This window comes from Kaistella sp. (assembly GCF_049588135.1).
In the GTDB taxonomy this organism is placed as follows: domain Bacteria; phylum Bacteroidota; class Bacteroidia; order Flavobacteriales; family Weeksellaceae; genus Kaistella.
In genome coordinates this window covers 13,545-34,148 of the sequence record NZ_JBAVFG010000216.1, presented here as the reverse complement: position 1 = coordinate 34,148, position 20,604 = coordinate 13,545, and the positions used below count along the sequence as shown (strand labels likewise).

General features: G+C 34.5%; 25 protein-coding genes and 1 tRNA gene. 5 read left to right on the top strand and 21 right to left on the bottom strand.

The features are described from left to right. Positions 1–581 (bottom strand): IS5 family transposase (locus tag WBY99_RS11980; RefSeq protein WP_423976570.1); only part of this gene is annotated, 581 nt, incomplete at its 3' end. Positions 582–819: 238 nt separating this feature from the next. Here WBY99_RS11980 and WBY99_RS11975 point away from each other — a divergent pair. The 4 genes from WBY99_RS11975 to WBY99_RS11960 all read left to right on the top strand — a co-directional run bounded on the left by WBY99_RS11975 (position 820) and on the right by WBY99_RS11960 (position 3,818). Continuing rightward, positions 820–1,062 (top strand): YtxH domain-containing protein, encoded by a 243-nt coding sequence (locus WBY99_RS11975; RefSeq protein WP_423976569.1) that lies wholly within the window; start codon positions 820–822, stop codon positions 1,060–1,062. A gap of 445 nt (positions 1,063–1,507) precedes the next feature. Continuing rightward, on the top strand, positions 1,508–2,263 hold the full coding sequence (locus WBY99_RS11970; protein ID WP_423976568.1) for a LuxR C-terminal-related transcriptional regulator: 756 nt from the start codon (positions 1,508–1,510) through the stop codon (positions 2,261–2,263). Positions 2,264–2,730: 467 nt separating this feature from the next. Beyond that, positions 2,731–3,165, top strand: a complete 435-nt coding sequence (locus WBY99_RS11965; RefSeq protein ID WP_423976567.1) for a hypothetical protein — start codon at positions 2,731–2,733, stop codon at positions 3,163–3,165. Between the two features lie 206 nt (positions 3,166–3,371). Next, positions 3,372–3,818: a hypothetical protein gene (locus WBY99_RS11960; RefSeq protein WP_423976566.1), complete on the top strand. Its 447-nt coding sequence runs from the start codon at positions 3,372–3,374 to the stop codon at positions 3,816–3,818. Between the two features lie 97 nt (positions 3,819–3,915). Here the strand turns inward: WBY99_RS11960 and ypfJ are convergent, their stop codons facing one another. The 9 genes from ypfJ to WBY99_RS11915 all read right to left on the bottom strand — a co-directional run bounded on the left by ypfJ (position 3,916) and on the right by WBY99_RS11915 (position 12,522). Continuing rightward, the gene (gene ypfJ / locus WBY99_RS11955; RefSeq protein WP_423976565.1) at positions 3,916–4,773 is read right to left on the bottom strand and encodes a KPN_02809 family neutral zinc metallopeptidase; all 858 of its coding nucleotides are present in this window, start codon (positions 4,771–4,773) and stop codon (positions 3,916–3,918) included. A 32-nt stretch (positions 4,774–4,805) separates the two neighbouring features. Continuing rightward, the gene (locus tag WBY99_RS11950; protein ID WP_423976564.1) at positions 4,806–6,884 is read right to left on the bottom strand and encodes an LTA synthase family protein; all 2,079 of its coding nucleotides are present in this window, start codon (positions 6,882–6,884) and stop codon (positions 4,806–4,808) included. A 62-nt stretch (positions 6,885–6,946) separates the two neighbouring features. After that, positions 6,947–7,429: a 6,7-dimethyl-8-ribityllumazine synthase gene (gene ribH, locus WBY99_RS11945; protein ID WP_423976563.1), complete on the bottom strand. Its 483-nt coding sequence runs from the start codon at positions 7,427–7,429 to the stop codon at positions 6,947–6,949. Positions 7,430–7,444: 15 nt separating this feature from the next. Next, on the bottom strand, positions 7,445–8,155 hold the full coding sequence (locus tag WBY99_RS11940; protein ID WP_423976562.1) for a tetratricopeptide repeat protein: 711 nt from the start codon (positions 8,153–8,155) through the stop codon (positions 7,445–7,447). Positions 8,156–8,277: 122 nt separating this feature from the next. Next, the gene (locus tag WBY99_RS11935; RefSeq protein ID WP_423976561.1) at positions 8,278–8,814 is read right to left on the bottom strand and encodes an adenine phosphoribosyltransferase; all 537 of its coding nucleotides are present in this window, start codon (positions 8,812–8,814) and stop codon (positions 8,278–8,280) included. Position 8,815: 1 nt separating this feature from the next. Then, positions 8,816–9,964 carry a hypothetical protein gene (locus tag WBY99_RS11930; protein ID WP_423976560.1) on the bottom strand — a complete coding sequence of 383 codons (1,149 nt, stop codon included), beginning with the start codon at positions 9,962–9,964 and terminating at the stop codon, positions 8,816–8,818. Positions 9,965–10,483: 519 nt separating this feature from the next. After that, a tRNA-Asn gene (locus WBY99_RS11925) sits at positions 10,484–10,557 on the bottom strand. A 74-nt stretch (positions 10,558–10,631) separates the two neighbouring features. Further along, positions 10,632–11,969, bottom strand: a complete 1,338-nt coding sequence (gene rseP, locus WBY99_RS11920; RefSeq protein WP_423976559.1) for an RIP metalloprotease RseP — start codon at positions 11,967–11,969, stop codon at positions 10,632–10,634. A gap of 109 nt (positions 11,970–12,078) precedes the next feature. Beyond that, entirely contained in the window at positions 12,079–12,522 is a 444-nt protein-coding gene (locus tag WBY99_RS11915) for a DUF6646 family protein (RefSeq protein ID WP_423976558.1), read from the bottom strand. Between the two features lie 130 nt (positions 12,523–12,652). Here WBY99_RS11915 and WBY99_RS11910 point away from each other — a divergent pair, with 130 nt between their 5' ends. Next, complete coding sequence (locus WBY99_RS11910; RefSeq protein ID WP_423976557.1) at positions 12,653–13,432, top strand: amidohydrolase; 780 nt, start codon at positions 12,653–12,655, stop codon at positions 13,430–13,432. Between the two features lie 72 nt (positions 13,433–13,504). Here the strand turns inward: WBY99_RS11910 and WBY99_RS11905 are convergent, their stop codons facing one another. From WBY99_RS11905 to WBY99_RS11855, 11 genes are all read right to left on the bottom strand, one after another. Next, positions 13,505–13,804, bottom strand: a complete 300-nt coding sequence (locus tag WBY99_RS11905; protein ID WP_423976556.1) for a thioredoxin family protein — start codon at positions 13,802–13,804, stop codon at positions 13,505–13,507. A gap of 42 nt (positions 13,805–13,846) precedes the next feature. Then, positions 13,847–14,053, bottom strand: a complete 207-nt coding sequence (locus tag WBY99_RS11900; protein ID WP_423976555.1) for a hypothetical protein — start codon at positions 14,051–14,053, stop codon at positions 13,847–13,849. Further along, positions 14,050–14,361 carry a rhodanese-like domain-containing protein gene (locus WBY99_RS11895; RefSeq protein WP_423976554.1) on the bottom strand — a complete coding sequence of 104 codons (312 nt, stop codon included), beginning with the start codon at positions 14,359–14,361 and terminating at the stop codon, positions 14,050–14,052. The genes WBY99_RS11900 and WBY99_RS11895 overlap by 4 nt, the downstream gene beginning before the upstream one ends. Beyond that, positions 14,354–14,566, bottom strand: a complete 213-nt coding sequence (locus WBY99_RS11890) for a DUF6132 family protein (protein ID WP_423976553.1) — start codon at positions 14,564–14,566, stop codon at positions 14,354–14,356. Before WBY99_RS11890 ends, WBY99_RS11895 begins: the two co-directional genes overlap by 8 nt. Before the next feature lie 2 nt (positions 14,567–14,568). After that, positions 14,569–14,868 carry a cupin domain-containing protein gene (locus tag WBY99_RS11885; protein WP_423976552.1) on the bottom strand — a complete coding sequence of 100 codons (300 nt, stop codon included), beginning with the start codon at positions 14,866–14,868 and terminating at the stop codon, positions 14,569–14,571. Continuing rightward, positions 14,865–15,239 carry a rhodanese-like domain-containing protein gene (locus tag WBY99_RS11880; RefSeq protein WP_423976551.1) on the bottom strand — a complete coding sequence of 125 codons (375 nt, stop codon included), beginning with the start codon at positions 15,237–15,239 and terminating at the stop codon, positions 14,865–14,867. Before WBY99_RS11880 ends, WBY99_RS11885 begins: the two co-directional genes overlap by 4 nt. Next, the gene (locus WBY99_RS11875) at positions 15,239–16,648 is read right to left on the bottom strand and encodes an MBL fold metallo-hydrolase (RefSeq protein ID WP_423976550.1); all 1,410 of its coding nucleotides are present in this window, start codon (positions 16,646–16,648) and stop codon (positions 15,239–15,241) included. The genes WBY99_RS11880 and WBY99_RS11875 overlap by 1 nt, the downstream gene beginning before the upstream one ends. An 87-nt stretch (positions 16,649–16,735) precedes the next feature. Then, positions 16,736–17,119: a hypothetical protein gene (locus WBY99_RS11870; protein ID WP_423976549.1), complete on the bottom strand. Its 384-nt coding sequence runs from the start codon at positions 17,117–17,119 to the stop codon at positions 16,736–16,738. Beyond that, the gene (locus WBY99_RS11865) at positions 17,116–17,922 is read right to left on the bottom strand and encodes a sulfite exporter TauE/SafE family protein (RefSeq protein ID WP_423976548.1); all 807 of its coding nucleotides are present in this window, start codon (positions 17,920–17,922) and stop codon (positions 17,116–17,118) included. The genes WBY99_RS11870 and WBY99_RS11865 overlap by 4 nt, the downstream gene beginning before the upstream one ends. A gap of 76 nt (positions 17,923–17,998) precedes the next feature. Beyond that, positions 17,999–18,442, bottom strand: a complete 444-nt coding sequence (locus WBY99_RS11860) for a hypothetical protein (RefSeq protein WP_423976547.1) — start codon at positions 18,440–18,442, stop codon at positions 17,999–18,001. Positions 18,443–18,538: 96 nt separating this feature from the next. Then, complete coding sequence (locus WBY99_RS11855; protein WP_423976546.1) at positions 18,539–20,530, bottom strand: TonB-dependent receptor plug domain-containing protein; 1,992 nt, start codon at positions 20,528–20,530, stop codon at positions 18,539–18,541. Between the last annotated feature and the right edge of the window lie 74 nt (positions 20,531–20,604).

Below are 20,604 nucleotides of genomic sequence, written 5' to 3'. Positions count from 1 at the left end.
ACATTAATGAGGTAACCAAAGCGGTTTTTTACTTGTTCTATAACTTCTCCTCTATAGCCTCCGTCTGCAAGGATCACCTTTATCGGAGTTAAAAAATAAGCCAAAGTTCTCATTAATAATTCTGCAGCTTTGCTATCGTGTACATTGGCTACAGTTACCATTATTGCTAATAAAAATCCGTTTTTATCCACCACCACGTGTCGTTTAATTCCTTTTACTTTTTTGTTTCCGTCAAAACCGTTTAAAGAACGGTTATTCCCCCATTTTACACTCTGGCTGTCCATAATTCCTAAACTTGGTTCCGTATTTTGGTTTCTCTTTAATCTGACTTTTTCCCGCAATTTGGAAAGAAGGAGATCGAAATTTTCCGCATTTGCCCATTTGCTATAATAATAGTAAACCAATTGCCATTTTGGTAAATCGTTCGGCAGCATCCGCCATTGGCATCCTGTTTTTACCAGATACATAATGGCATTCCATATTTCCCGCAGATCATATTTTCTTTTTCTATTATCAAATTCTAAAGTCTTTTTTATAAATTGCCACTGATTGTCAGAAATGTTTGTTGAGTAATTTTTCATTATAACTTATTTGCTTAGTAACCAACAAGTTACGAAAAATAATCAACATAAACAACTGACAATCAGTTTTTTATAAGTTATTTTTCTTATTTAATTATGCTCATAAACTTTTCTTTATTTAATTTTTAAACAGGCTCTTAACAAAACTTTAGTGTTTATAGAAATCTCTTTGGCATAGAATTTACATAACAAAAAGCATCAAATTACTTATTCATTAAAAATTAAAAACATAATAATTATGGGCACTAAAAAAAATGGCTTATTAGCTTTATTAGGACTTGGGGCATTAGCTTGGTGGAAATACAAAAACGCCACCCCTGAAGAAAAGCAAGCGGTAAAAGACACCATCAATACTGCGAAAGACAATTTCAACAAATTCGGAAGCGATTTGAAATCTAAAGCAAGTGAAGTTGCTTCGCAAGTTCAGAACAAATTAGATGAAGCGAAAACTTCAGCAGAGAACACCGCAAATCAGAACTAAAAATTTTCTTTATATATCTTAAAAAGTCGTAGTTTATTTTAAACTACGACTTTTTTGGATCAGTCTCAAAACCTGGGGACGAATAATGATCCTTTCATTATTTTTGTTGGGCAATTACCAGTAGCTTTGAATTGCCTCTGTTATACGTTGTGAGATTTTTGCGTAACATATTCATATTACTGCATATCTTTTCCACATCTGTGGGGCTATTCAATTTATCGTAAAAAGCTTTGTTGAAAATTGACGTTTTAACAAATAATTCTGGAGCAGGATTCGCAAAAACAACCGAACAATCTGGCGAATATGAAATTTAAATTGGCCTCTTAATCTTCATCGTAAATTAAAAAATAAATCTTAATTTTAATCTATAAAACAAATGAATAGGCATATTAAAATGTCGCTTAATTTTTAATAGTTATATATTAACTTATCAAAAGAGCTTTCTATGACTTCTGAACTACAAAACTTACACAATGTTTGGCTTTCTAATAGAACTGCTCAATCAATACCTGTACATCAAATTTCTTTTGATGACCTTTCCAATTCGATTATCAGCACAGGTCCTTTTTATTTTTATATCATTGATTTTTATGACATGACGCTTTCTCACGTAAGTCCGGCAATAGCAGAAATACATGGCTACAATCCAGAAACAGTTACTTTTAATGATATTTTAGGAGCGATTCATCCAGATGATATCGATTTTGTTGCAAAAGCAGAGGCAGCTTCAACCAATTTTTTTTACAATAAAGTTGGTTATGCAAAAATGTTAAGTTATAAAACAAGTTACTGTTTTAGATTTCAATTAGAAAATGGAGAATATGCCTTATTTAACCATCAGTCACTTATGCTCTCTTTGGATGAAAATGGTGGATTGGGAAAGTCATTAAATATCCATACTCGTATAGATCACTTAAGTAATTTAAACACCTATAAAATATCATTTATTGGACTAAACGGCGAACCATCTTTTATGGATTTAAGTCTTGATGAGGATAATCAGAATTTAACAGAATTTTCTAAAAGGGAGATTGATATTATTAAACTGATAGCGAATGGACTAAATAATGCCGAAATTGCGGAAAAACTATTCATCAGTATATTAACGGTAAAGAAACACCGCACTAATATTTTGGCAAAATCAGATGCTAAAAACACCGCACATCTCATTAAAAACTGTATTCTTCAGGGATTTATTTAGATTTTATTGTCTTAAAATACTCATTCTGCTGTATTTTTTTTAAGCTATACTTAGGTTAATTTTACTAAGAATTAATGAAGAGGATTATTTAAAAACAATAAATAAATAAATAAAAATTAATAACCATGAAATCTTTCTCATTACAATTATTGTTTTTCATTTTCTCATCATGCCTTACCTTGGCTTTTGTACAATCTGGTTTTAAAGACAAAAATTTACAGCTACTGGAGGAAATCGTAACTGTCAGCCAGAATGATCTTAAAAGCTTTATGCAAAAAAAAGAATTTTCATTTAAAAATTCTTCTGATCAGAGTATCATAAACAGCTCTATTTAAAACAAGAGATTCTTGGGATATTCTTAATCGAGATTATACCGTCTTTTTTGCTTATGATGATGAATCCAATTTCAAACCTCTAAAAATTAGTCTATGTAACAACGACTAATCATCAATGATTATCAAGACAAAATGAAACTCAAAGGCGAAGAAAAAACATTTTGGTGGCATTTTTGCCAAGTCAATGATTCCAAAGATATTCCTACAGAAGTTTCTGTTGTTGCAGGAATAGATGACTCGGACTACAATGACGATTGTTTTGCGATGCTTACTGACAAGGTGAAGATTATCCATTCTATTTATCTCAAAGAAACTGCGGTCACAGATGAAGCTGTAAAACTTATCTCCAAATTGCAGCAGTTGAAAAGCCTCACGCTCATGAAACATCCCAAAATTACAAAAGCCAGTTTGCCTTTTCTTAATCAGCTTATTAATTTGGAATATCTTGATGTTTGGCGAACCAATATTATATTAGAAGATTTGACTGCTTTAGATCAATTAAAAAATATTAAAGAATTGCATGTTTCTTCAGCCAGAAAAGAAGAGGATGATTCTTTTCCAGATTAGATACCGAAAGTATTTTAGAACGATTAATTGTCCTGGAAGACCCCTTTCCGAATTGGATTTTTTTTGTGGATTTTAAAACATATCTATAGCACACCGAAGAAACCTTAGAACATTAAAGGAAAACGAAGTAACGATGAAAGTTTCTAAATACACAACAGATTAAAAAAATGAAATTAACATATTAGCCATTTAAAATTATAGAAATCATGAAATACATTTTTACGCTTTTATTTTCAATCATGCTGTTTAATTCGGCGACAGCACAAAGCAAACAAGAAACCCTAAAATGGCTCAATAACCACAAAAAATATATTACTACAGTTAACTCAAGTGGTTATAGCAGTGAGAAATTCAAGGTAGAAATGACAGAGAGTTTTATTAGAGTAGAGGTCAAAAACGATGGAGATAAACATGAAACCCAACTTTACTGGTCACAAATAAAAAAAACAATGTTAGGCTTAACTTCTGGCGAAAAAGGATACGTTACGCTAAATACTGAGGACGAAAGATTATTTGCAGATTCTATTACGCTATATTTATCGGATTATAGCACCGAGATGCGAGAAAAGTTAACTCAAATGGCCAACTTGAGCGGTTCCGATGTTATGATGCGCACCTTAGATTTGAGAGGTAAATCAATTTTTGGTAAATAAGAATAGTATGAAAAAGTTAATCACAAATCTCTTCTAATAATTACAGAAATTTGGTTCTCAAACCATTACCTTCAAAAAAACTCAAGATAAGTACTTTCTATTTCAACAACGCATTGAAAGTGTCTCCTTGACGAATATCTCCGGTATCATAACCTTTCATAAACCATTCTTTTCGTTGCTCAGAACTGCCGTGCGTAAAACCTTCCTGATTCACATAGCCTTGCGATCGTTTCTGGATATTATCGTCGCCAACTGCTTCAGCGGCAGAAATTGCAGATTCAATATCACCAGGCTCTAAGATATGTTCGCGGTTATCGGTTTGCCTTGCCCAAAGCCCGGCATAAAAATCTGCCTGAAGTTCGGTTGCAACAGAAACTTTATTCATTTCTGTTCCAGAATACTTTCCACTGGCTCGAAGCCGATTTACTTTTTGAGTCGTTCCCAAAAGTGTTTGCACGTGATGTCCCATTTCGTGAGCCAGAACATAAGCAATTGAAAACTCAGTTACTTTTGCGCCGAACCGGTGCTCTAATTCTTTGAAAAAACTCATGTCCATATACACGGTTTGATCTGCCGGACAATAAAACGGACCCATTGCTGCTTCCGCAGTTCCACAACCAGATTGGGTAATATCTTCGAACATCACTACTTTCGCAGGACGGTACTGCATTCCATTTTCATTGAATATCTTGGTCCATGTTTTTTCATTTTCCGCAGTGATCATTTCAACAAAATCACGAACTTTAAGTTCATTGGCATTCAAATCACGTTGTTCAGTTTGTGATCCAGCATTTCCCATCCCTGAAGATAAAATCGCTGATGGATCACCTCCCAGAAAAAATATAATGGCTGCAATTATTAAAGTTCCCAAACCACCACCGACAAGTCCGCTGCCTCTGCCGCCAGATCCACGCCTATCTTCGACATTTCCGCTTCTATCGCTTGTCCATTTCATAATTTAATCTTTCGCTAAAATTACAAAAAAGTTTATTTATTGAGTTTGTTTTCTTTCAACCAAAATGAGACACTTTGATAAACTGAAATACAATCTTCAACTAAACTTTGCTGGAAATTCTTAACCGGCGTTTCGTCATAAAAGATTTTAAAATCTTCAGAATTATTTGATGGCTGTAAACTTAAAGAATACTGCTTTACTTTTTTAGTCGGTGAGATAATGGTTAAATAGTTGTCTTTTATCAGACCTAAATCCTGATAAGTAGCAACATACGCTTTGGGCTCAAAACTTTTGGTGAAAACATCCTGACCTAAAAACTTCGACTGGTATTTAAAATTAAGCAGTCCAAATAAAGTCGGCATCACATCGATTTGTGACATGGTCTGGGTAAATTTTTGTGGTTCGATAAAACCTTCAGAAAATATCATTCCAGGGATTCGGTATTTATCCATCGGAAGCTCGGTTTTTCCAGCACTTGAAGCGCAATGATCGGCAACGATAACGAAGACTGTATTTTTATACCAATCTTGCTTTTTTGCCATTTCGAAAAACTTACGAATGGAATAATCGGTATATTTTACGCCACCATCTCGCGATTTTGCCGTTCCGGGAATATCAATTCTTCCGTCTGGATAGGTAAATGGCCGGTGGTTAGAAACCGTCATCCAATGATTAAAGAAAGGTTTCCCAGATTTTGCTTCCTGATTCATGACCTGAATCGCTTTCTTCGCCATATCTTCATCTGAAACTCCCCAAACATTGGCAAAGGTGATTTCATCTGGTTTAAAATTATTTCGATCTACAATATCATAGCCGTTTCCTTTATAGAAATCTTCCATATTATCGAAGTAACTGTAACCGCCATAAAGGAATTTCACATCGTAACCTTTTGATTGAAAAACACTTCCTGTACTGAACTTGTTTTTATTATTTTCTCTCTTGACGATACTTTCTCCTGCCGTTGGTGGAATGCATAAAGTAAGCGCTTCTAAACCACGAACCGTTCGATTTCCAGTTGCATAAAGATTGGTAAACATCAATGATTTATCTGCCAAACTATCCAAGAACGGCATTATCTTTTGGTTATTCCCATAATGCTCCATGAATTCTGCAGATAAACTTTCAATTGAAATTAACACCACATTTTTGCGGACTTCAGGATTTTCAGGATCAATACTCCTTGATAAAGTTGGCGGATTAAACTGCTTTAAAAAGTCACTTTCTGCCGATTGTTGATTCATCGTTGGATAGAATTGAAAATAATCTAATTCCTTTTGAGTAAATGCATTAAAAAATTTCGGGAAACCATTCGCCTGAATTTCTTGCACAAAAGTATTATCCGTTTTAATTTTACCTAATTTAGGAATAATGAACAAACTGATTCCACATAAAACAACGAAGGAAATTAATAAAACAATCTTTTGAATAAAATTCGGTAACGTTAATAATTCGTCTTTTGTTTTTTTATAAATGAACCACGTGACGATTAAAGTTAAAACTAAAATTGAAGTAAATAATGGAACAACAGGATAGCTCTCCATGATATTTCCAATAACTTCATTCGTATAAATTAAGTAATCAACTGCGATGAAATTATAGCGAACCCCAAATTCATTCCAGAAGAAATACTCGCTCACTCCGTTGAAAATAATTAATAAAACATAAAGAAAAAGCACAATAAAGTAAAGAATATTTCGAATCTTAATTCTTTGAGACGGCAGAAAAAGCATCAATCCAAAACACAAAGTTTTTAGTCCAATAAAACCCATTGCAACTTCAGGAAAAGAACCTCCATATTGTTTGAAAATATTCCCCGGAACAAAAGCAGTATATAAAAATGCCAAAACAAAAAGTCCGAAAATAATAAATCCGTAAGGTTTTTTATATTTTGAATCGGATAAGAATACAGAATAAAGCGTGAAAATACTACTTGCTAAAATAAAAACAAACACATCGGTTAACCCACCAATAAATAAAATTTTCAAACTTTCAAAAAACCCAAAACTCACCGTAGTGATTGGATGAAAGATAAAAATAATTCTTACAATCAGGGAAACCACGCCATAGAATAGGCCCAAATACAGATAAGGTTTTAGTTTTGATGCGTACATAATCGGATGGTGTTTTTTTGACTTTAGGAGTCTGTTATTTTAATTATACTAAGTGAAACTTATTACAGTTTTCTTTTAAAATCAATCATCTGCAGCGCAGTAACTGCGGCTTCAATTCCTTTATTTCCCAATGCACCACCACTTCTGGCGATCGATTGTTCTTTCGTATCATCGGTTAAAAGGCAGAAAATGGTTGGGACATTTGTTAAAATATTACAGTCTTTAATTCCTTGTGCGACTGCAGAACAAACATAATCGAAATGCGATGTTTCTCCACGGATTACGCAACCAATGGAGATGACAGCATCAAAGTATCCCGTTTTGCAAAGCTGCATCGACGCATAATTGAGTTCGAAAGCACCGGGAACATTAAAAACCTTGATATTTTCCTTTTTTACCCCTTCTTTTATTAGCGCTTCTAAAGCACCATCACGAAGATTAGAGGTTACAAAATCATTCCATTCTGAAACGACAATGCCAATTCTAAAAGAACCGGCATCGTTTATTTGTAATGGTTGGTAATCAGACAGATTTACAGTTGCCATTATAGTATTTTTTAATTAGTAATATTTTACCATTTCGATATACGAGTCAGACATTCCGTTATCGTAATCTTCATATTTCTCATCGATTGTAGAGAAATATTTTTTAGCATCAGCATTCTTTTTCAAAGCGATTGCCATGATTCCTGCTTTTCTTGTAAAGTAATAAGAAGTGTAAGGATCATCTGAAGCCGAAATCGCTTTATTCAAAAGTGATAATGCATCTTCGCTTTTGTTAAGGTTGGCTTCACAGTCTGCCATAGCACCATATTTTAAAGCCATTAAGATTTTGTTATCTGATGAAAAGTTATCCAAAAGATCGTAAGCCTCTTGGTATTTTCCTTCTTTGAATTTAATTAAACCTGCATTATATGAAGAAAGTTTACCAACCTTGGTTCCAGAGTACTCATTATAAGTTCCTAAATAACCAGGATTCGCTGCGCTTTTTCCACCTAAAGCCAGATCATCTTTCCCATCTGCTAGATTTTTTTGAGCAGCAAGATATCCCAAAGTAGCGTCTTCATTTCTTGGCGCTTCATAAAACTGCTGAAAAGCAAAATACCCTAAAACACCTACCAATATCACCCCAAAGACGATCATTAAAGATTTCGCGTTTTTTTCGAGAAATTTCTCAGTATCGAGTGCACCTCTATCCAGGTCTTTGAAAACTTCTACCGTTTCCTTACCTTCCATTTCTTTTTTGCTGGTGCGAGATTTGAATTTTGCCATAATTTTTATAAAAATTGAAGTGCAAATTTAACTGTTTTTAAGCGATATACAAAATTATGCTCAAAAAAACATTTTTCGTAAAATTATACTTCGTTGAAAGTTCTAAATTATTATATTTTAAGCTAGTAGGTTAAGATTTGATGAACTTCAGCATTGAATTTTTGAAGTCGGTTCTCGCCTTGTAAATCCTGCAGTCCAATTAAGAAACTAAACTGCGAAACAATTCCACCTTGTTTTTGAACAAGATGTGCGGCAGCTTCGGTGGTGCCGCCAGTTGCCAATAAATCATCATGAATCAAAACTCTTTGTCCGGGTTGCAATTGTCCGGTTCGCATTTCTATTTCTGCTGACCCATACTCTAAGTCATACTTTTGACCTACAAAAGGAGGCGGTAATTTTCCTTGTTTCCGAATCAAAATAAAAGGAACATCTAATGCCACTGCAATTGCGATCCCGAAAAGATAACCACGGCTCTCAATACCACAAACGGCATCAATTTTACCACGACTGAAATTCGCCAAGTCAGCAATGACTTCCTCATAGAGTTTTGGATTAAGAAAAATGGGCGTTATATCTTTAAACTGAATACCAGGTTTCGGAAAATCGGGGATGTTCTGAATGGTATTTTTTAAATCTTGAATAAGTTTTTGTGAAGACATTTTAATTGATTTTATAGCTTGAAATTTTCCAGTCACCATTGACATTCTTTAACCCAAAAGTTACTTGCACGCTAATTATTTTACCTTCTTTATCGGTAATGTCATAATTCGCATTTACACTCGCTGCGTTTGGAGAAGTATTGCTGGTCGTAAGATTTTTTACGTTAATGCTTTTCACTCCACCAAATCCTGATGTTGGATTAGAGAACGTTTCATAAGAACCCCAATTGGGATTATCGGCAACATCATAAGCTCCACGAAGATTCTGCGCAGACAAATTATTAAGAAACTTCGAAACACTGGCTTTCGGATCAGCAGTGGGTACTTTAGCATCTGGAATTGCACCAGAAGCATCAGCTGTTGCGGACAGATCTTCAATCGCTGTTTCTGAATTGTCGGCAGGATTTTCGACAGGCATCAATAGTGCTCTAGGATTTACCGCTACTCCAATTTTCGACATTTTAAAGGTTTTCTTTGTCGTTTTAACAGATACGGTAATATCAATACTTTGATCCACTATTTTCTCTGAAGGAAGTGACGCAAATCTCACATTAAATCCTTTAAAGTTATCATCCAGCATCAAATTCTTTGCAGTTAAAATACGACTGCCACCACTGAAGACCTCTAAAACTACTTCTAAAGCAGCACCATCAAAAACAATTGGCTGCCCTGTTGCATCTACCAACCTTGGCACCACTTGTAAAGATTGTGGTCCTAAAACAGCATCATTTCCAATGCTATTTACCGCTACATTCAAGGAATTTGCCTGAATATCATTCGCATCAAATTCTTTTGCCTTATCATTTCCAAAGATATTCATTTCGCCTAAAGAAGGTGGTCCTGTGCTCGACCACTCTACTCCATTCCTCTGAGCAACTTGATCTGCTAATGAAAATATTTCAGGGACTTTCTTTCCATTAATTAAAACCCCTAGCGCTTTCAATTCATTGGCTCCCCCTTCAGCATCAACACCGAAAGTCTTTAAAATATAAAGTGCTTCATTAAATTTAACTTGCTGTAAAGTATTTAGACTAGACGTCATATCATTGATACTGGACTGCAAAGTTTGGGTTGTGGTAGCATCTACTTTATCTTTTTTGCAGCTCATTAAAAAAAAGCTAAAAAACAGTAATAACAATAGTCGTTTCATAGTTGGTGATTTCTACAAATTTAAAAAAAATCCTGACATAAATCCGGGATTATATTTGAAACTAAACTTAATCGCTCTGTAACTTCTTGATTGGGTAAAAAAAACGTTCAATAAGTCGCAAATCCTGTGTTACAGTTTCGGCGTTGCTTTTGAGTTCTTTGTCGAATGGTAATTGCTTGCTGTATGAAGCTTTCGTTATTTGATTGTTTTATATTTCCGCAAAGCGAGGACACTTTACGGAGCAAGATAAAGTTAATAAAAAAATGAGTTTCTCAGATTCTTGTTCTTTATAGTTTTATGAGTACGAGCGAGACGCTTGCATCCGCAGGTTTTTTTATACTTAAGAGAAATCATACTATCCATGAAGAATCAAAAGCCATTAATCCTCAAGCACATTTACTCATCAAAAACGAAGACACCTCAAGCAATTGACTGATTTTAAGCAGCTTATAATCTTTAAAAAACCTTCATCTTTAAAATTAAACAAAAAAAAACCACCACATTTCTGTGATGGTTTTGCTCCTCTTCTTGGGCTCGAACCAAGGACCCTCTGATTAACAGTCAGATGCTCTAACCAACTGAGCTAAAGAGGAGTGTTGCTCTTTGCGCTAAGCGTGTGCAAATATAAAAACTTTTTTTTTACTACCAAAATTATTTCGAAAATATTTTAAAATTTTCCGGTAATCCATTTCAAAATATCATTTCCGAAGATGAGAACCATGAGTCCCATAAGGAAAATCACCCCAATCATTTGTGCATTTTCTAAAACTTTCTGCGGAACCGGTTTTCCGGTAATCATTTCCCAAAGTGTGAAAACCACGTGTCCACCGTCTAATCCCGGAATTGGAATTAAATTAAGGAAAGCCAACCAAACCGAAAACATCGCCGTAAAGCTCCAGAAAAACTCCCAATTAATCGTCTCAGGCATCTGTTTGATAATTCCTATAGGTCCGGAAACTTTTTTATACCCTTGCGTTTTGGTATTAAAAACAATTTTAAACTGCTTGATTTGCATCGTCAAAACATCAATCGTTCTGGTAAAACCTCTTGGAATTGCTCCCAAAACCGAATAATGTTTGGTCACCTGTGTTTTTTCAAATTCTTTTTGGGCAATCGAGATGTCATTTCCAAATCCAAGTTTGCCTTCATTACTTACTTTTACATTAACTTTTTCTAGAGTATTATTTCTTTCAATATCTAAAACGATGTCTTGATTTTTTAACTGATTGAGTTCTGGTGTCAATTCATCAAAAAACTTAACCGATTTACCATTAACGCCAACGATTCTATCGCCTTTTAGCAAACCAGCGGATTGAGCAGCACCTTTCGGGAAAAGACTATCAATAACCACAGGATAACGTGGTCCGAAATACATTTTCGCTTCATTCTCTGCCAATACCTCAGCTACACCATCTTCATTTACCGGGAAAGTAATTTCTTTACCGCTTCTTAAAACAGTTACATGATTTGCAAAAAGCATATTAATAGTAGACGTTTCCATTCTTTCGGCTGGCTTACCATCGATTTTCAAAATTTTATCTCCATTCTTTAAACCCATTTTTTGACCAGCAGGTGAAACGGAAATTCCATTTTCAAACTTGGTATTATCATGATACGTTTCCCCTTTAAAATAACTTAATGACGAATAGATCAACCATGCTAAAAAGAAGTTAACCGTAACTCCACCCATCATAATGATTAAACGTTGCCACGCCGGTTTACTGCGGAATTCCCATGGTTGCGCAGGCTGTTTTAGTTGTTCAGTATCCATGCTTTCGTCAACCATTCCGGCGATTTTCACATAACCACCAAATGGCAACCAACCAATCCCATATTCGGTATCGCCAATTTTTTTCTTAGCGATGGAAAACCATGGATCGAAGAAAAGATAGAATTTTTCAACTTTCGTTTTAAAGAGTTTAGCAGGAATAAAATGCCCTAATTCATGAAGGATTACAAGAATTGAGATGCTCAATATGAATTGAAATAACTGTATTAATGTCATTGATGATGTTTAAATTATTTAAGATTTGCGAAGATACAAATTATCAAAGTATGCCCAATAAAAAAGGTTCTCAAAACGAGAACCTTTTATCTTAATACAACTGAATTTTTTACAAATTGAAAGAAACTCCGATGCTTCCATTATTCCCTGCTTCAAGGAAAACACCAACATTTTGGTTGAAGAAATATCGAACTCCTAAATGCGCTCCGAAGTACGTTCCGCTTTTACCCAAAAGACCTAAATCAAGACCTGGATAAATATCCCATTGTGAAGGAAGTCCTAGGGGCTCTTGCAAGTGAAAGTTTAATCTACCGAATACTCCAAAATCATCATCTCTATATTTATCATCATGATGATTAAAAAAGAAATTAGCACCTGCCCCCACGGAAATTAATTTGGATAAACCGTAATCGTAAGTAGCTGTAATCCCTGTTCCATAACCCCAACCATTCAATCCAACTTGGATTTTTTGATCACCTTTTCCTTGCCACGCTTGTGCAAATGCCATTTGTCCTAAAAAGAATAATGAGCATGCTACTAATAACTTTTTCATAATTTTAAATTTTAATGTTATTTATAATGATGTATTTCACCATTCAAAAACGAGACCACTTTATGATTCCATTAACTTTTTTAACAAAAAAATATGTATATTGAGGTTTCTTTTACAAACATAAAACACCATGAACGATTTAATAATTAGCGGTTTAAATTTAAATATCGCCTGGAAAAGCAAAAGTGAAAATTTTAATCAAATTGAACAGGCCTTCAAAAAAATCTCGGCAGATTTATTTATTCTTCCCGAAATGTTTTCAACTGGGTTTTATATGAAGCCCGAAGAAATTGCAGATCGAAATGAAGAAACTTTGGAATGGATGAAAAGATTCGCAAAAGAAAAAAACACCGCTGTTTGCGGAAGTGCTTCTGTTTGTGAAAATGAGCAATATGTGAATCGATTTTATTTCGTAGAACCCAGCGGGAAATATTCTTTTTACGATAAAAGACATCTTTTCTCGTATTCTGGTGAAGATGAAAAATATAGTGCCGGAAAAGAAAAAGTGATCGTGAATTATAAAGGTTGGAGAATTTTATTACAGGTTTGTTACGATTTGCGCTTCCCTGTTTTTGCTAGAAATAATGATGATTATGACGCTATTTTATATGTTGCCAATTGGCCTAAAAGTAGAATTGATGCGTGGCAAACTTTGTTAAAAGCCAGAGCCATTGAAAATCAAGCGTATGTTTTTGGTTTAAATAGAATTGGAATTGATGGCAATCATTTGGAATATCCTGAAAGTTCGTATTGCTATTTTGCAGATGGTGAAGAAATCTCAACAACGAATAACAATATCGTTTCCGCACTTTTTGAAGCAGAAAAACTGGAAAAGTTTAGAACGAAATTTCCCTTTCTCTCAGACCGTGATGAATTTGTATTAAAACAACAAGTACTAATAAATATTTAACAATATATTTTAAGAATTTAGACGGTTGATTGTAAGCCCTTTATCTTTCATCTATTTTCTTTTATCTACTTATTAGGCAAATTTTTTCAATAAATCAGTCAAAGTATTCACATCGTGAACGCCACTTTCTTTATAAAGCAAATCTCCTTTTTTGAAAACGGCTAAAGTCGGAACTCCACGAACGCCATATTCTGCAGCTATCGCAGGAAACTGATCGATATCTATTTTTACAATTCTGGCTAAATCGCCAATGTTTTCTTTAACGGTAGTTAAAACGGAAGACTGTACTTTGCATGGTCCGCACCAAGTTGCGAAAAAATCTATGAGTACAGGACGTTCTGAATCTATAAGTTCTTTAAATTTTTGTGACATCACTTTAAATAAAATAGTTAATAATACTACTCAACTAAAACCTTAGTTTAAATGCTTTTCTTCTTTTTCTAATGGAACTTGACATGAACCACCGGCACAGCCAAATTTAAAAATTGCCATCGCCATGAAATACAATCCAAAAGGAATCATGAACCAAACACGGTCATTTGCTGCAATGAGTACAAAAAATATTCCACCTGCTAAATACAAGAATCGGTTTAGATTCCAGCCTTGAAATAAATTTTTCATTTGTTTAATTTATTTTGAAGCGAACTCCAACCACCTCCATTATAAACTTCAAAACCATTTTGTTGAAGAATTGCTTTAGCAGAAGCACTTCGCATTCCGCTTGCGCAACAGGTGATAATTGGTTTTTTCAAATCGAGTTTTTTCATTTCACTTTGAAGTTGTTGCAAAGGAATATTCGTCGATTGTTTAATATGACCGTTACTGAATTCGGTAGGTGTTCGCACATCAATGATTTGCGCACCAGCGATAAACAACTCTTTAAAATCAACTGTTTTCGACCCGAAAAGATTTTTAATAAAATTAAGCATTTTCTTGTTTTATTTTAGATTTTTGAAATACCGAAAACATTAAATATCCCATTACCATTCCATAAGCAGTTGAATTAAATGGCTTGGAAGTAATCGCACAAGTCCCGCTTTCACAACCGACAAAGTGATAATAAGCGTAACCCAAAATTCCACCGACGACAATGCCGGCTAATCCCAATTTATATTTCTGAATTAATTTCATCATTTCTATAATTCTTGAGCAACTGAGAAAAGATTTTCTTCTTCAAGACCAACCACTTCGTGTTCCACATTCACAGGAATTTCATAAACATCAAACTGCTTCAATTTGATTTCCTCGTTTTCAATTAAGAAATTAATCTCCCCTTTTAAAACTACTAAAGTTGCAGGAACTGGCGCTGTATGTTTTTTCAATACCGCACCTTTCCCAAGTGCCACTGCGAAATATTTAATGTCATCTGTTTTCTTTAGAGGAAAAACATTTGCTTTATCATTATTAAAAGTAATATTGTCTAATATATTTTTCATTTCTTTTCGTTTTTAATGGCATTGATGTTGTGAACAGTTTTTCCGCTGTACACGTTTGTAATTCCGTTCTTTTTTAAAATTTTTATTGCTTCTTCAGACTGTCTTCCTCGGTTACAAAATAACACTACTTGCTTTTGCTTTCTGAAAAAATCGAGATTTTCTTCAATCTTTGCTAATGGAATATTGATTGCTCCTTCGGCTGTTTTTTCGGAAAACTCTTCCGGAATTCTAACATCAACCAAAGTTGTTTCTGGATTGGTTACCATTTCTTTTATAGCTGTACGAGAGACTTCTGAAACCGGAACTGCAGTTTTGCAAGACCATGAAATCATTGAAATCAGGCCTGCAATAAAAATCTTTTTTAAACTCATTATTTTAAAGTTTTTGTTTGGCAAACGAAATTACTTTTGGGAACATCAGTTCCTTTGATTGCATTGAAACCTCCTGCTATTTCTGAAAAATTTCTAATTCCTCTAGAATTCAAAATACTTGCAGCAATCATACTTCTATATCCACCTGCGCAATGCAAGAAGAAATGTTCGTTTTTATCCAATGTTTTCGCCCATTCATTAATATTTACTAAAGGTCTGCTGTACGCTTCATTCACATGTTCTGCAGCATATTCAGTTTCGTTTCTTACATCGATAATTTTCGAATCTTCTTTGAATTGCTCTGAAAAAGTTTGAGCAGAAATTCTGTTAACATGATCACTTTCCTTTCCTGCACTTTTCCAAGATTCAAAACCGCCATCTAAATAACCAATCACATTATCAAATCCAACTCTCGCCAAACGGGTAATCGCTTCTTCTTCAAGCCCCAGATCAGTCACCAATAAAAGAGGTTGTTTCACATCATAAATCATGGCTCCAACCCAAGGTGCAAAATCTCCCTGTAAACCAATATTAATGGAATTAGGAACAAATCCTTTATAGAAATTTGCCGCATTTCTGGTATCTAAAATTAATGCTCCAGTCTCTTCTGCGACTGCTTCAAAATCCTGGGCAGAAACAGGATGTGATCCTTTTTTAAGAATAACATCGAAATCTTCGTAACCACCTTTATTCAGAGCGACATTCATTCCGAAATATTTTGGCGGCGCAGATAAACCATCCAGAACTTCTCTTACGAAAGATTCTTTGTTAGGTTGGTTCAGAGCATAATTGGTTTTCTTTTGATTTCCTAAAGTATCCACCGTTTCTTTCTGCATATTTTTACCGCAAGCAGAACCAGCGCCATGTGCGGGATAAACCGTAATATCATCAGACAAAGGCATAATTTTATTCTGCAAACTGTCATATAAAATACCCGCCAATTCTTCCTGGGTCATGCTTGCTGCTTTCTGAGCAAGATCTGGTCGCCCAACATCACCTAAGAAAAGCGTATCTCCACTGAAAATTGCGGTTTCTTTTCCGTTTTCATCAATTAAAAGATAGGTTGAACTTTCCATGGTATGACCAGGAGTATGCAACACTTTGATCTTTATTTTTCCGATTTCAAAAACCTGCCCGTCTTCTGCAATAATCGCTTCAAAATCAGGATTTGCTGTTGGCCCATAAACTATTGGTGCACCTGTTTTTTTTGATAAATCTACATGTCCAGAAACAAAATCTGCGTGGAAATGGGTTTCAAAAATATATTTCAATTTTACTCCATCTTTTTCTAATCGATCGGTATAAGGTTTTGTTTCTCGTAATGGATCGATAATCGCTGCTTCATTTCCTGAAACGATATAGTATGCTCCTTGTGCGAGGCATCCTGTATAAATTTGCTCTATTTTCATTATTTTTCAATTTTTATACTTTAAAAATCTCACTTAAAAAAATAAGATAATAAAGGAATTTGATCTTAATAAATTAAGAAATAAGGTTTACTTACTTTCGTCTATTTCTCTATATTGGGTTACATTACCTTGAACATTAGTCAGCTTTCCCCCAGTTCCAAGAGCGCCTTCCCACATCATTTTTTCATTGGCAAAAACAGGTTCACCTTTGGTGTTGATCTTTTTAGCAATCAGAATTTCTTCTGGCTTACCGTCTTGCTCCAACTTCACCGCAATATCATTTCCTTGTGCAAAATAAGTAACGCTCATTACTTCCCCTTTGTCGTTTGTCAACTTATGGGTTTCCTGCACCAAACTCACTGCGTTAGGATCTTTTGCAGAAACCTCGGTAGCGTTTGTAGTGTTTTCTTGTTCTTTTTTACATGCTGTTAATAAAAACAGCGCTAAGGTAAAAATCAATAACTTTTTCATATTGCTATTTGTTGTTTAATAAATATTTCTTTAATAATGATAAATAATCCCATCAACAGGACAACCCAACCAAATGCGGGTTTTAATTTTCGACCATCGATTTTCTTAGCCAATACTATTCCTAAAAAAATCCCAACTACCGATAATGAGGAAAAGATGATGAGAAAAGTCCAATCATGAGCAACCATTTTCATGGTACTCAAAAATCCTAGAATCGAATTGAGTGCGATAATAAAAAGCGATGTTGCGACTGCTTTTTTCATCGGCAATCCGATCAACATCACTAAGGCAGGAACGATTAAAAACCCACCGCCAGCACCAATTAATCCTGTAATAATTCCTACTAAAAGTCCCTGTGATATTAAAATGGTGTAGTTATTTTCGTTTTGCTTTCTTCCCGAAGGTCTTTCCGTTTTCCTAATCATTTTAGTAGAGGCGATCAACATCAGGATTGCGAATAAGAAAAGTAAAAACATATCTTTAGTCATGGTAATTCCCCAGCGATTGATGATGTATTCCGGCAAATGCGGCAAGACCAATCTTCTCGAAAACAGCACTCCCAAAACAGATGGAATTCCGAAAATTAAAGCGGTTTGAAAATCAATCATTTTCTCTTTCACAAATCCTGCCGATCCTACCAAACTGGTAACACCTACCACAAAAAGCGAAAGTGTAGTTGCAGTTACTGAATCAAAACCGAAAATATAAACGAAAATCGGAACACTTAAAATACTTCCGCCACCACCGATTAATCCCATAACGAGACCAATAACGATTGCCGCAAAATATCCTAATAACTCCATCTAAACAATTTTAGCAAAAATACTCTTTAATTTTCTCATAAAAAGCAACCGAGGCTATAGAAGTCACATCGTTCATTTAACTAAAATCTATAATTTGAAGTGATTTCGAACCAACCTCTACAAAATCTCCTTTGTTTTTCCCTTTAATGTTTTGAAAAACAGGAGCATGATCAGAAAAAGCAATGACTTCTTTATTTTCAAATTTGAAAACAGGAACAGAAATTCCAATGAATAAAAAATTCTGATCGGTTTCTACAAGCGTTCCTTTTTCAATTTTATGATGTTCTAATTTGAGTTCACTTTCTAAAAAAGTTAAACTTCTCTCTGCCTCCTTCAGTGTTTTTTCAAATCGAAGCTGCATATCTTTCGCTTGGGTTTGGTTCGAAAAATCTTCAGGATCATGAGTGCTTTCTTCATCTACATCCGACGCAATTTTATAATGATCGACAGATTGCTTCAAACTTTCGATAACCACTTTCTGTTCTTCAATAATAATGGTGATGATATCTGCTCTTTTCATGATATTTCGATTTTGTTGTCTAACAAATTTACAGAATTTTTCCTGGAACCTGTTTTTACAACAGCTAACATTTGGCAGTTTTAAAACCATATTTTTCTACCAACTAAAATTCAAATTAATAAAGAAATTTCTTCCCGGTCTTGGTATTTTATTCCAATCAGAATAAGTGGTATAAAAGCGATCAAAAATATTTTCCACACCAACTTTAGTGAAGACTTTAGTTTTTCCGAAATTAAATAAATAACCGAAATTAATATGAGCAATCGTATAATTGGGAGTTTCAGATTCGCCATATTGAGGGGCAAAATCTTGATGTTTCGTATTTCCTAAAACCAATACTTCCGTGGAAAATTTATTCTTATTATAGCGCAAAGAAGTTTGATAACTGAACGGACTCATAAATGGTAAATTCCCTTGCTCATTATCTTTCCCACGAGTGTAAACTAATTGAGTCGTCCATTTCAAAGGTTCTGCAATTTGCAGTTCTGTCGATAAACTGACATTAAATAAAGTTGCGTAATCTAAGGCTGTATAAGCTTTTACGCCATTTGCTCCTGTCGTCATCGGAACGAGTTTATCAATGATTTTCCCAACGATATAATCTGAAATATGAAAATAAGAAGATGAAACTTTGGCATTAAATTTTTCTTTTTTCAAACCAACGAAAGCGTTTAATTCAAATGAAGATTCGGATTTAAGATTCGGATTTCCGATATAATCATATTTCTCGAAACTATTGAATAAATAAAAACCATAACCTTCCGAAACCGACGGCGCACGATCGCCATATCCTACACCAAAACCTGCCTGAAATGAATTTTTATTGAACTCGTAATTCGCGGCGAGACTCTTTAATATTCTGGTTTTTTCCGCTTTCATTTCAGGATAAAAAATCTGTAAACTGTTTAAACCAAATTCACTTTCGATTTTATTCTGATGCATCGTCACCGAAGCCGATAATTTTAAACTTGAATTTTGATTAAGACTGATTTGATCTTCCAGATAAAGTGCTTGCGCCAAAGTTCTTACATCCGGCCAAGTCAACATGAACATTAATTTTTCATTCTTATCTTCAGGATACATCGTCATTTCTGCACGGGATTTATTGTAAAACCCATTAATATTCAGCAAAAAATGATGGTTATTGAAAACCGATTTTAAATGAGAATAATAACCGTAGGTTTTACTCCAACCCGGCATATCCATGTGAATTGGCACGTTGGGTCTTTTGGTATCATCCATCCTGTGCATGATATTATTAAAGTAAATTTTGGTTTCCCAACTTTTCAGGAAATCGTTTTCGGGCAACATTTGAAATTTCAAAGAAGCAATCAACGCTTCAGCGATCGAAACATCCATTGGTAAGGCAGGATAACCGACATCATTTGCTTTGTCGTAAATAACAGACGCTTCTAATAATTTATTTTCACCCAACTTCACACCGGAAATTCCAGAAATATTTATTTTTTGAAATTGTGAATAGGGAATTTCGACATGATTTCCTGCATCGTAATTTTCAGCATCTCTCGTCATAAAATTAACATCAGTATAGAATTTTTCAGTTTTAAAACTGGTTCCTGCACCGAAAATCTTTTGAAGATTTACCGTTTCAAAACCGCTGTTAACATTGAAATTCCATTTCTTTTGCCCAAACATCATTTTGTTTCTTTTCAAATCAATAGAACCACCAATCGTGTTTCCGTGGCAAGAACCTTCCTGACCTGAACTGATACTGGCTTCCATTAAATTAGAAACTTCAATATAAGAAGTAATGGGATCCATTTTATCGGTACACGCACCAAAAATTCTCATTCCATCAATCGTTATTAAAGTTCTTTCCGTGGGTAAACCGTTAATGAGCGGTTCCCAAGCGTAAGCACCTCGTTTCACCATATCTACTTTTGCGGATTTTTGAAGGTATTCATCAATTGAACCCAAAGGTTTGTTTTCTTTATTGGAAATGTTGGTCGTTCCAATAACGATAACTTCTTGGATATTTTGTGACTTGGTAGAATCCTGTAAATGTGTTTGTGCAAAGCCATTCGCTGTCATCATCATAAAAAAAATCACAAGCGTAAGTTGTTTCATAATCATTTGTTTTTGATTAATATAGCTTCATTAACCTTTAATAAAAACTAAAGGCTAATGAAAAAGCTATATCA